Consider the following 12,859-nt stretch of genomic DNA (forward strand, 5'->3'; position numbering starts at 1 on the left):
GACCCCTTGAAGACGACGAGGTAGATAGGTTGGAGGTGGAAGTGCAGCAATGCATGGAGCTGACCAATACTAATCGGTCGAGGGCTTATCCTAAAAGCTTTACGGTTATATCGTAAGCATAGGCGATTACACACTACACACAATGAATTTCGTATCCAGTTTTCAAGGATTAAACCTTGAACCATGTTTGGTGGCGATGGCGGAGGGGTTCCACACGTACCCATCCCGAACACGACCGTTAAGCCCTCCAGCGCCGATGGTACTTGGACCGCAGGGTCCTGGGAGAGTAGGACGCCGCCAAGCAACTGAAACACTACCTAGACATTAGGTAGTGTTTTTTTTGTGTTGATTTACTTAATATTATTGTTTTAGTACAGATGTTACTGCATATTTAATCCTATCTGATGTACAATAATAAGGGTCTTTTATCGGGAATAACAGTGCTAGAATTACTGGAGGTAGTCTGCTAGAATGAAGCCTATTATTGAGATTGCACGTTCTTTTGGTATTAATGAGGATCATCTGGAGTTGTACGGCAAGTATAAGTGTAAATTAGATTTATCCCTCGGAGAAGAGTTACAAGATGGGCCGGACGGGAAGCTAGTTCTAGTTACGGCGATGAACCCCACGCCTGCTGGCGAAGGGAAAACATTGACGACTATAGGGCTGGCACAGGCGCTAAATGCAATAGGAGAACCTACGATAGCAGCGCTTAGAGAACCATCGCTGGGTCCTTGCTTTGGGATGAAGGGTGGAGCAACTGGAAGCAATAAGGCGCAAATTATCCCCTCAGAGGATATAAACCTTCATTTTACTGGTGATATTCATGCGATAACCTCAGCTCACAATTTGCTCTCAGCAATGATTGATAATCATATTTTTCAAGGGAATGCATTACGGATAAATCCACAACGAATTTTGTGGAAACGCGCGATGGATATGAATGATCGAAGCTTGCGCAACATTGTGACAGGTCTTGGTAGTGGAAATGGAGTAGTCCAAGAGACCGGATTTATGATTACGACAGCATCTGAGATTATGGCAGTTCTATGCCTAAGTCAGGACTTGATTGATCTTGAGCAGCGGCTAGGGCAAATGCTGGTTGCCTATAACGAGTCTGGTGAAGTGGTGACAGCTTCTCAGCTTGGTGCAGTAGGTGCAATGGTCGTACTCCTTAAGGATGCAATCAAACCTAATTTAGTTCAAACAATAGAAGGCACCCCTGTAGTAGTTCATGGCGGCCCTTTCGCTAATATTGCTCATGGGTGCAGCAGTGTTATTGGAACGAAGCTCTCTTTGAAGTTAGCTAAAGTTGTCGTGACAGAGGCGGGTTTTGGAGCTGATTTGGGCGCTGAGAAATTTTTCGATATAAAATGTCGTCAAGCTGGTCTGATTCCATCCGCGTCTGTCCTTGTAGTAACAGTAAAAGCCCTTAAATATAACGGTGGAGCTTCCAAGTTGGAACTCGATCAACCAAATCAGCAGGCACTTGAATTAGGTCTACCGAATATGAAACGTCATATTGAAAATATACAAAAGTTCGGGGTACCTGTTATGGTTGTCATTAATCACTTTGCATCGGATCTTATGGAAGAGCTTGATCTGGTTATCGATTACTGTAGATCACTGGGTGTTAAGGTGGAGATTTCGAAAGTTTGGGCTGAAGGTAGTCAAGGTGGACTGGGTGTAGCTAAGACACTTACCGAGATACTGAACCAAGAAAACGCTAATTTTTCTACTTTGTATCCAGACAACATGGATACACAAACAAAGATTGAGCAAATTGTACGTGAAATTTATCGCGGAGCTGAAGTATCATTCTCTCCTGCCGCCGTTCGGAGTATGAACGAGATCGAACGTCTTGGATTTAGATCATTGCCTGTTTGTATGGCCAAGACACCGTATTCATTCTCTGATCAACCAAGTTTATTAGGTGCTCCGGAAGGATTCACTTTGCATGTTAGGGCGGTTTCCGTATCTGCGGGAGCTGGTTTTATCGTTGTTCATACTGGAAACATTGTAACCATGCCAGGATTGCCTAAGTCTCCAGCTGCCGAGCAGGTTTATCTGGATGAACAAGGTGAAGTTGTTGGTTTGGAATAGTCAAAGTAAGTTAGAAATTTACGACCTACACTGCTTAAAAACAGTGCTAGGTCGTTTTTTTTAGTAATAAAGACAACTCACCGTAATAATTCCAACCACAAATCGCAAGTTTACCTCCTCAAAATGGAAGATTAATTGCGTTAGACTGAAATAGAAAAATATGTATTAGGAAGGGGTTATAAAAGAATGAAGAGAGCAAAATCTTGGGCAGTTCTGATGGTAGCAGTTCTGATGATCGCCTCATTGGCAGCATGTGGAGGGAAGAATAATACAAGTAGTTCGAATGCTACGAATAAGCCTGCTACTACGAACACAGATACAGCAGCTCCAGCGGAAACAACAGAGCCTGTGGAGGATGTTGTACTTAGTTTCTGGTCACTTGGAACGACAAACTATGAGGATCTTGCCAAAGAATACACAGCGTTACATCCTAATGTAACATTTAAGTTCCAAAATACGTCAGACCAAACAGCTCATCACAACAATTTGACGACAGCATTGTCTGCTGGATCAGGAGCTCCTGACATCTTCATGCTTGAAATCGGATTCATGGAACGCTTTATTGGTGCTCAAGATAAATTTTATAACTTGAATGATCTTGGAGCAAAGGACATTGCTAGCAACTATCTTGATTGGAAATGGAAACAAGCTTCATCTATCGATGGTTCATTCCAATTAGGTCTCCCAACTGATATTGGCCCTACAGTTGCTTATTACCGTACAGATCTAGCAGAACAAGCCGGGTTGCCGACGGATCCGGATCAATTCTCCGCAGCAATCGATACTTGGGATAAATTTGCAACGGTTGCTAAAGCTTTTAAAGATAAGACAGGTAAACCATTTACAGACTTAACTGACCTATTGTTCAACGGTCTGCGTGACCAATCTGCTGATGAGATCTACTTCAGCAAAGCAGATGGTTCATTTATTGGAGATAAGAATCCACAAATTAAAAAAGCATTTGACTTTACAGTAAAAGGGATTCAAGAAGGTTGGGTAGGTAATACTCAGCTATGGTCTCCAGAATGGAATAAAGCAATTAATGATGGAGATTTCGAAGTTATGTTAGGGCCTGCTTGGATGGCTGGTACGATCAAAAATGCTAAGGATACTGCAGGTAAATGGAAAATTGCTCAACTTCCTGAAGGTGCAGGTAACTGGGGTGGTTCCTTCTTAACGCTTCCTAAAGAAGGTAAACATCCGAAAGAAGCATTTGAATTTATTTCATGGTTGGTAAGCAAAGAAAATCAATTGAAATCATTCGAAGCAAGTGGTTTGTTCCCTTCCATTCCAGCACTTTATGATGATCCTGCCTTTACAAAAGGAGACGACTTCTTTGGTGGTCAAGCGATTGCAGGCGAATATGCAAAATCAGCAAATCGTGTTAAACCTGTATACTACGGACCGCTACATGACCAAACAGATGCTTTCTTCAAAAACGCTCTTAAGAACGTTCTAGAGAAAAAAGCAGATCCTGCTAAAGAATGGGATAACGCGATTAAGCAAGCTAAGACTCTTGCAGATCGTAGCTAATATGAAACGAATTGAAGTATAGTTAGTCCTTCTAAATTCGCAAGAAGAGGATATCTTCTTGCGAATTTGGATTTATCTTAACTTCCTAGGAGGTGCATCCATGGCTGAACCAGCTACTGCAACGCCAGCCCAACTCATTAAAAGCAAAAAGCCATTTCTGAATGAGACAAGACGGAGTCGAATTACAGCGTATACGTTTATCTCTCCTTTCTTTATCTTGTTTGCTATCTTTGGTTTATATCCGATATTATTTACGATTTATTTGTCCTTTTTTAAATGGGATGCGCTTGGTCCTATGAAATATGTAGGGTTTAAAAATTACCATCTAATAATTGATGATCCAACCTTTTGGATTTCATTCAGTAATACACTGATCATGGCTTTAATGGGAACGGTACCCCAGCTCATACTAGCCTTATTTGTGGCAGTCATGCTCAATTCTGCGATCAATCGATATAAAAAGACTTTTCGTTTGTTGTTTTTCATGCCGAACATTACTTCCATCGTTGCCGTAACGTTAGTATTCAGTACGATGTTTGGTAACAACGGTATGATTAACTGGGTGCTAAATAGTCTGGGAATGGATAATGTAGCATTTAACTCGGGATGGTGGGGCGTAAAAATTGCAATCTCTACTATGGTGATGTGGCGCTGGATGGGATATAACGCGATTATTTTCTTATCTGGTCTTCAAAGCATTCCAACCGATATTTATGAGGCATCACGAATTGATGGAGCTAATCGAAGTCAGCAATTATTGTTTATTACACTACCGTTATTACGTCCATTTATTTTGTTTGTTACCCTAATCTCTACAATTGGTTCACTTCAACTCTTTACTGAACCGTATGTATTCCTTGGGCAATCGGGTTCAGGAGCAACTCGTCAAGAGGGCGTTACCATGGTTACTTATCTTTACAATGAGGCCTTCAGTAATGGATTCTTTGGTACGGCGGCTGCATCAGCTGTTATGCTGTTAATCGCTACTATTTTCTTCTCCGTCCTGAATATGGTCTTATCTAACCGTTTGGGTGGAGACACAGGGGGGAAAGAAGCATGAGCTCAGCAGCAGTGAATAAGAAAAAACCTGATGATGCGGGAATTTTTCTCAAGATTTTGTTTTATATCTTTTTGATTGCAGGAGCGCTTGTATCGATCTTTCCGTTCTACTGGATGTTTGTCATTGGTACAAATGATAAAACAGGAGCTTTTCATGTTCCACCGTTATTGACACCAGGGAAGGAATTTTTCAATAACTTTCAACGTGTTTTAGATCGGACGGACTTTTTCACAGCCTTAGGAAATTCAGTATTGGTTGCATCCGCAGTAACCATTTCTGTTGTATTCCTCTGTACATTAGCGGGCTATGCGTTTGCCAAGTATGAATTTCCACTAAAAAAAGTATTATTTGTCTTTGTTATTGCAACGATGCTTGTACCCGCGCAATTGGGTGTTCTTCCTTTGTATGTAATCATGGCCAAACTGCATTGGATTGATAGCTATAAAGCTCTGATCGTTCCAGCAATGGTTAATGCATTCGGAATATTCTGGATGAGACAGTATATTTCCTCTGCCGTGCATTCTGAATTAATCGAAGCAGGGCGGATTGATGGCGGGGGTCACTTCCGTATTTTCTGGAATATAGCGATTCCTGTAGTAACTCCAGCAATGGCGACATTGGGAATCCTCAATTTTATGAACGTATGGAATGATTTCTTCTGGCCGTTAGTTGTACTAAAGAATAAAGAGCACTATACGATTCAGCTTGCACTACAACAATTGTTTACAAACAAAGATGGTTTGGATTTTGGGATGATTATGTCCGCAACATTTACGGCTACTTTGCCGCTATTGATCGTGTTCTTATTGTTTAGCAAATGGATTATTGCCGGTCTAACTTCGGGTGCAATTAAAAGTTAAGAAGAACTTTTCGTCAGCATAACTTAATGTTCTACTTAATATAGCAAGGAATATGTAACATAATGAAGAATAATAGAGTTAGGAGATTATGAGGGGGATACCAGGTTATGAAGCTCCGTCGAAAAATCTTGCTGGCTATTATTCTTCTTGTCTTTATTCCGGTCATTCTGATGGGAGCCGTATCCTATTACAGTTTCTCTAAGGCAATGGAGAATAAGTCGAGCAACTTCTATTGGATTTCATTGCAGGAAAGTGATCGTAAGTTGAAGTTTGCTCTAAACGAAATAACGACGCTTTCTAATTCGGCTATTACCCAACCGGTTATTCAACAGATATTGAAACAGCCGAATTTTGTTGTTAATTATGAGAACAAGCAAGTTATAAACAATCAAATTAACCACCCCATGATTAACTCATTCGGATTATATTCTAACGATCGATTGTTATATCAATATAATGAATCCATGTCCTTTAATGAACTGAAAATACAAAGCTGGTATGGTGCGATGAAAGCAGCTGAGGGTCGCCCAATATGGGTTGGTCCAGGTGAGAACGGTTCCGCAGCTGCAGGTAGACCCGTGCTCATTCAGGCTCGATTGATCAAGGATTATGACTCATTAGAGGACATCGGAGCGTTAATTATTTACGTTAAACCGGACATATTGGATCAGGTCTTCTGGGAGGCCGCCATGCTCAAACAGGGGGATATTCTACTGGTGAACAAGCAGGGGAATATCGTTTTTGACAAGTCTGGTAATCATATTGGGGAACAAACACAATTTCCATTTTTAGCAGATGGATATTCGAACGGTAAAGGGTATTATGTTGACAAATACTTAAATGAGAAATCATTGATCACTTATTTACCCTCACAAAACAAGGGATGGTATTTAGTGGCCATCACCCCGCACAAGCTAATCACATCAGAGTCAATAAATATTCGGAATATTGCGATCATTTTAGTGCTGTTCTCGTTAATATCTGCATTCTTATTTGATCGTTATTTCGTTCGAAGAATGGTACGCAGTATTATTAGTGCAGTTAATGGGATGAAGCGCGTGAAGCAGGGGATATTTGTTCCGATTACAACTAATGTACAAACTGAGGATGAAACGGATTTATTAATTGATGGTTTCAACCGAATGAGCACGCAAATTAATGAACTGATTCAGCAGGTACAAGTCGAGCAAGCTAGAAAAAAAGAAGTAGAGCTTCAAGCGTTGGTAGCTCAGATTAATCCTCATTTCATTTATAACTCCTTAGAGTCTATTAATTCTATGGCTGTGCTTCAAGGGAACAAGAACATAAGCAAGATGGTGATTTCTCTTGGCAAGCTTCTGCGAATTAGTATAAGTGAGAATCAAGAACTTATTCCACTAAACATGGAAATGGAGCACGTTAGACATTATCTAGATATCCAAAAGTTTCGTTTTGAAGACAAGTTCTCATATCAAATTGAAATTCCTGATTCATTAAAATACTTTGTAACCCAGAAGCTGATTGTTCAGCCCATCGTAGAGAATGCTCTGTATCATGCGATTGAACCTATGGAGGGTAACGGATTTATTTCAATTGTGGCGAAGGAAAATGGGCGCGATATTCTAATTGATGTAAGCGATAATGGCCCAGGCTTTGATCAAACAACTCTTCTAAACTTGTGGAGTAAGGAACGAGGCAATCTGAAGAAATACCGTGAGAATGGCGTTGGGCTTAAAAATGTCCATGAGCGACTCAGCATCCAATTTGGTGGATATTATGGCATTTTGATATGTTCCTCTCCCGGATTTGGGTCTACTATTCGAATTCGTATTCCCAAAATACTTCCTTAAAGGGGGACATTACCATGAAGTGGATCATGAATTGGGGCTGGATATTACTGTATTCTGTCGTTCTTATGGCTTCTGTGCTGTTTATTGCAGCAGGTAATCGGGAACCGATTGAGGAGGTCCAGACGGAGAAAATAACACTGACGTTTCGTCATTTCTGGATCACGGAACATGACCGTCAGATGTTGGATATTTTTGAGGATGTTGTTCATAAATTTCAAGAATCTCACCCTAATGTTAAAGTGAACTTTGAAGGCATGGACCAGACTGTACATCGTGAACAGAAGCTGAAGAGTGAAATGGTGACTGGAACCCCGCCAGATATGTTCGTTTTATTTGGTGGAGCCGAAATTGAGCCGTATGTTAGGTCTAATCGATTGATGGATTTGAGTGATTTTGTTAAAGAAAACGGATTGCAAGATCAATTTCAGGACCTGCACTTATGGACATTTAATAACAAGATTTATGGTTTGCCTATTGAAGGAAATGCTGAGCCTCTCTACTATAATATGGAGATATTTGAGAAGTTGGGCATTCAGCCACCGGAAACGTTATCTCAATTAAACGATGCTATTGATATCTTGAAGGAGAATGGATATATTCCTTTTGCGCTTGGAAATGAGGAGCGTTGGCCAGCAGGAATCTTTGCCCATTATTTGATGGATCGATTTGCAGGTCCTGAGTTAATCAATGACTTAGTGCAAGGGCAGGAAAGTCAGCGTTTTGATAATATAGATTATTTGCGAGCTTTTGATCAACTGGAACAGTGGATTAAGCAAGAGGCGTTCAGTCCGTCTTCCAATACGTTATCAACTGAAGAAGCGATTAAGCTATTCACTAACGAAAAGGCGGCAATGTATTTGAATGGGAACTGGGACATTAATTTATTCCATGATGAGGATGCGCCGGCCAATTTTCAGGATAAGGTTGGGGTGATTCCTTTTCCCTCCTTGCTAGCTAATGGAAATAGGTCAATAGCTGGTGGATACACAATTGGAATTGGATTATCTTCAAATATGGAGGATGCCAAGAAGGAAGCAGCAGAGGATCTACTTAAGGCGTTGTTTACGAAGGAAGTTCAGAGCAATGTAGTGTATAAAGGATTGCGAATACCTTCGATGAAAGTGTCCTACGATTCGAATAAGACGGGACCGATCTTCGCACAGGTGATAGCACTGATGGACGTCAACCATCAAAGCTTCGTACCCTATGACAACATATTGTCGCCAGAGGTCAAGAAGTCTTTCCTTAAAGTCATTGAGGAAATGATCGCCGGAGACACATCTGCCAAAGAGGCATTAGAGGAGATACAGGTATCTTCTCAGGAGTACTGGAAGCAACGAAGAAACTTCTCGCCCTAATAATCGCCCAGGAGGTATATGATATGGAAGCGTTAGAGAAGAACTATCGCGTGATTCTAGTAGATGATGAACCGATCATTCTGCGCAGTTTGAAGGTAGCTATTCCTTGGAATGAACTAAATCTGACGATTGTTGGTGAGGCGAGGAATGGAGAAGAGGCACTTCGCTTAGTTCGAGAATTGTCGCCGCATATGATCATCAGTGATATTCGCATGCCTGGGATAGATGGAATTACATTGATGAAGGAAGTCTTGGCCGAGAATTCCAAGCGGTTATTTATATTTATTAGCGGTTACGGGGAATTTGAATACGCTAGGGAAGCACTTCGACAGGGTGCGTTCGATTACCTACTGAAGCCGATCGATCACGATGAATTGATTGAAATGATTTTACGAGCTAAACATGCTTTAGAGAAGCAAATGGAAGATGAAAAGCTGCTTCATTCCGTTCAGGTATTGTCTACATTGGCGCGTGAGCGGATGTTTGCGGAGTTTATTGAGGGGAATAGCAGTCCATTGCAACATATGCGCTGGCTAGAGAACAGTGAGCTAGAGCAGGATTATTTCATGGCTGTTATTCAACTAGATCATTATATGAAGCTGAATACACACTGGACTATTGGGGAGAAGAGACTGTGGTTGTTTGCAATCCGTAATATCTTGGGAGAGTGGTCACTTTCCAATGGGGGGCTTACGGTATTTCCTTTTCACAGTGGGGAATGGATACTGTTGTTCTCAGGCTTACAAAGCAGGAATAAAGAGAGCCTTGGAAGAGATGTTATTCAACAAATTAAAATGAATACCAAATTATCCTGTTCGGTTGGGTTCAGTCAAAGTACGGAAGGAATCGAGCAACTTAGCAATGCCTATCAAAGTGCGGTTAAGGCACTGTATCGACGTTTCTACCGCGGAGAAGAAGGAGTATTCGTTGATGGTGGACCAGAGCAGATCATGGATCGCTCTGAGGTAAAGTATCCAAAACATCTGGAAATTCAGTTTCTCGAAAGTATTCGTACGTTGAATAAAGAACGTATGCTCCAATTATTTGATGAGACAAAGCTGTATATTGAGAATCAAGCTCTTACTAAAGAAGTGGCAGAGCGAGTAATTGTCGAGCTGACAGTGGTATTGTATCGGCAGTTTGAGCAGATGAATCTTCTACTGGAATGGTCACTTGAAGGCCTACTACAGGAATTACATTCTCAGGGAACATTAAACGATATTATGGATGTTCTCAGAATAAACTTTGGTAAATGGATCATGGAGGGAGTTGCGAATCACTCCAAAGAGAACGTCCAGTCTGTTATTGCCAAGTCACAAGAATACATCTCCAATAATTATCATAAGGATCTTAGCATTGAAGAGGTTTCTGAGCTTGCCGATCTTAGCATAAGCCATTTTTGCATGTTATTTAAGCAAGTGACGGGATATACTTTTTTGGAGTATTTAACTCAGTGCCGTATAGAGAAAGCCAAGTATATTTTGAAGAACAGTAATGTAAAAGTGTATCAGGTTGCTCCACTAGTTGGGTACCAGGATCCAAGATATTTCACACAAGTATTTAAAAAAGTGACGAGTATGACTCCCTCTGAATATCGGGAAGAAGGGGCATGACCTAAAGGCCAATGATAACGACGAAAAGAGGACTGCCACTTAGGGCAGTCCTGTTCATTTTTAATATATATTAAGAGCGACTCCGTCTCATCATGCTCATAACCATACTAACGATCATTACAAGCACGATCGCACCAATTAGAGCTGGAACAAAGTAGAAGCTCCCAATTACTGGTCCCCAGTTTCCTAAGATAATACTGCCTAGCCAACCTCCAACGAAACCAGCGATAATATTACCAATAGCTCCACCTGGAATATTTCTGTTCATAATCAAACTAGCTAGCCATCCGATGACCCCACCAATAATTAATGACCATATGAAACTCATTCAAATCACCCCTAAATTATTAATTTTCCTTGTTGTTTACTATTAACCAAAGGTAACAATTTTAAACAAGGTAAGAGTATTTTTAGGGGGAGTTAGATAAATTGTAAAAAATAAAGAGACAGCCCGATCATGATGATTTCTCACAATTGGGGCTGTCTACTTTGGATTTTAGAGGCGTTTTCGTTTATAGAAAGCTACGAATATACAGGCGAGGATAACGACTAGGATGGATATACCGGCCGTTAGGGCATTATTGGTATTATCTTGCTCTTGACCAGGTTGATTACCAAAATCACCACCAAATTTTCCGCCAGCACCGCCGTCATTGCCCATAGGGCCACGACCTCCACCAAAACCACCTCCGCCAAACCCACCCTGTTGGGCTTGGCCCTGAGCATTTGGAGCTTGAGGGGCTTGATCGCCCTGTTGGGCTTGACCCTGAGCGTCCGGAGCTTGAGGGGCTTGATCACCCTGTTGGGCTTGGCCCTGAGCGTCCGGAGCTTGAGGGGCTTGATCACCCTGTTGGGTTTGGCCCTGAGCGTCCGGAGCTTGAGGGGCTTGATCGCCCTGTTGTGCTTGGCCCTGAGCGTCCGGAGCTTGAGGGGCTTGATCACCCTGTTGGGCTTGGCCCTGGAAACCGCCTCTCATGCCGCCTCCGCCCATACCGCCACCACTTCCAGAACCATCACCGGATGATGCAATGGTACCATCGAGCTGTTGAGATATGTTATCCACTTGACTTGCATTTGTGGAGATTAACTGAGTAACGCCTTGTTCATATTCCTCATACGTGTAAAAGGCGGTTGGATCTGCCTTCACATATGATGAGATCATCGCAGAGATCTCGTTGACTCGTGCAGTGAAGGTATCATTCGCTAGAAAGCCTTCCACTGCTTGCTTAATAACATTGTGGTACATTTCCTTGTACTCATCAACTTCCAATAGCTTTGCAACCAAAGGACGTTCAGCAACCGCGCCTTGAGTTGGTTCATCAATTAGAAGATGGCTACTTCCGCCCATTCCTCCAAAATTACCAGCATCAAATCCTTCTGGCAGGTCAGGTGGAACCATGCCATCAGCATCAAATCCTTCAGGAAGATCAGGTGGAACCATACCATCATTATTATTATCAGTAGTAGTTGTGTCGGTAGAGGTATCGTTATTTTGAGCGTCTGTCCGTTGTCCACCACGACCGCCAAAGCCACCCATACCACCGCCTCCCAAACCTCCAAAGGCCATGTTATAATCCCATGGAAGAACAGAGAAGACACCGTCGTCTTCATACAAATAATAATTTTGTTTGGTGCTGCCAATGTAACTGTCAGTATTGTTTGTAACGACATTAAGCGCAATGTATTTTAATGCTTCCTCGACGTCAATATATTTCTCATAATCGGAACCATTGTTAAGTTCATTGATCATATCGATCAGGATATCTCCATTAGTGGTGTCCGATTTCAGTGTTAGCCCCTTGTAAGAGTCGGGATTATCATCGATCCAGAGCAAATCGCCCCCGTTTCCGGACATTTCAGCTTTATACAGGGCTCCGTAAGAATTTCCAAAATGTCGCTCTAGATAAGCATCACCGATCTGTTCAACAGCTAAATAGAATCCCCACAGTTCATCATTGATATATACATTGACAAAAGAATGCTTGGGAGTGGGGAGGCCCATCGTTTCGGCTAACTCATAGGTTAGAAATTCACGCATACTACTTGCATCACTGTAGTTATTATTTAGGTTAATTTTGCTGATGCCACCTAGTGTCTGATTTACATATTCATCAAATGACAGCTTGAAGCTATAGCGATCCGAGTCGGTCATTTGAACCACGCTACGTAAAGTTAAGTTACCTTTTGTACGAATGCCGATATTATCGAAATGTTGGCCATTATAATCTACAGAGGCTGTCTTTATCTCTTCGTTACTGGCATTGTCGAGCATATCTTGGAACTCGTCTTCATCAATGGTTATTTTGACATCGACAACCTTATCCTTGGGGAATACTTCTTCATCTAACTTCTGTTCTACCGCGGACACTTTAGTTTGTTCTTTATTTGTAGTGCCACTATCAACGATATTTGCGGAGTTATTCGTTGCCTCACAGGCAACGAGTCCAAAGATCAGAAGCAAGGAGCATAGCCTTAGAAGAAGTGAGGACCACGTTGCTTTCAT

Annotated in this window: 9 protein-coding genes and 2 rRNA genes; 9 read left to right on the forward strand and 2 right to left on the reverse strand. The window is 41.7% G+C overall.

The annotated features are described in order from the left end of the window. From IEW05_RS00005 to IEW05_RS00045, 9 genes are all read left to right on the forward strand, one after another. Nucleotides 1–93 (forward strand): 23S ribosomal RNA (locus tag IEW05_RS00005); the annotation flags it as partial. A 93-nt stretch (nucleotides 94–186) separates the two neighbouring features. Beyond that, nucleotides 187–303 (forward strand): 5S ribosomal RNA (gene rrf / locus IEW05_RS00010). A 168-nt stretch (nucleotides 304–471) separates the two neighbouring features. Then, entirely contained in the window at nucleotides 472–2,103 is a 1,632-nt protein-coding gene (locus IEW05_RS00015; protein ID WP_188534603.1) for a formate--tetrahydrofolate ligase, read from the forward strand. Nucleotides 2,104–2,289: 186 nt separating this feature from the next. Next, nucleotides 2,290–3,636, forward strand: a complete 1,347-nt coding sequence (locus tag IEW05_RS00020; protein WP_188534605.1) for an ABC transporter substrate-binding protein — start codon at nucleotides 2,290–2,292, stop codon at nucleotides 3,634–3,636. Between the two features lie 100 nt (nucleotides 3,637–3,736). Further along, nucleotides 3,737–4,696 carry a carbohydrate ABC transporter permease gene (locus tag IEW05_RS00025; RefSeq protein ID WP_188534607.1) on the forward strand — a complete coding sequence of 320 codons (960 nt, stop codon included), beginning with the start codon at nucleotides 3,737–3,739 and terminating at the stop codon, nucleotides 4,694–4,696. Continuing rightward, the gene (locus tag IEW05_RS00030) at nucleotides 4,693–5,556 is read left to right on the forward strand and encodes a carbohydrate ABC transporter permease (protein WP_188534608.1); all 864 of its coding nucleotides are present in this window, start codon (nucleotides 4,693–4,695) and stop codon (nucleotides 5,554–5,556) included. Before IEW05_RS00025 ends, IEW05_RS00030 begins: the two co-directional genes overlap by 4 nt. Nucleotides 5,557–5,663: 107 nt before the next feature. Further along, nucleotides 5,664–7,385 (forward strand): sensor histidine kinase, encoded by a 1,722-nt coding sequence (locus IEW05_RS00035; protein WP_188534610.1) that lies wholly within the window; start codon nucleotides 5,664–5,666, stop codon nucleotides 7,383–7,385. Between the two features lie 14 nt (nucleotides 7,386–7,399). Continuing rightward, nucleotides 7,400–8,743, forward strand: coding sequence for an ABC transporter substrate-binding protein (locus tag IEW05_RS00040; protein ID WP_188534612.1), 1,344 nt, complete (start codon nucleotides 7,400–7,402; stop codon nucleotides 8,741–8,743). A gap of 23 nt (nucleotides 8,744–8,766) precedes the next feature. Then, a complete protein-coding gene (locus IEW05_RS00045; RefSeq protein WP_188534614.1) occupies nucleotides 8,767–10,356 on the forward strand; it encodes a response regulator in 1,590 nt (529 codons plus the stop codon). 70 nt (nucleotides 10,357–10,426) lie between these two features. Here the strand turns inward: IEW05_RS00045 and IEW05_RS00050 are convergent, their stop codons facing one another. Both IEW05_RS00050 and IEW05_RS25675 read right to left on the reverse strand, forming a co-directional pair. After that, nucleotides 10,427–10,684: a GlsB/YeaQ/YmgE family stress response membrane protein gene (locus tag IEW05_RS00050; protein ID WP_188534616.1), complete on the reverse strand. Its 258-nt coding sequence runs from the start codon at nucleotides 10,682–10,684 to the stop codon at nucleotides 10,427–10,429. A 168-nt stretch (nucleotides 10,685–10,852) separates the two neighbouring features. Next, on the reverse strand, nucleotides 10,853–12,859 hold the full coding sequence (locus tag IEW05_RS25675; protein ID WP_229753196.1) for a CotH kinase family protein: 2,007 nt from the start codon (nucleotides 12,857–12,859) through the stop codon (nucleotides 10,853–10,855).

Origin of the sequence: Paenibacillus segetis (assembly GCF_014639155.1) — a bacterium.
Lineage (GTDB): Bacteria > Bacillota > Bacilli > Paenibacillales > Paenibacillaceae > Fontibacillus > Fontibacillus segetis.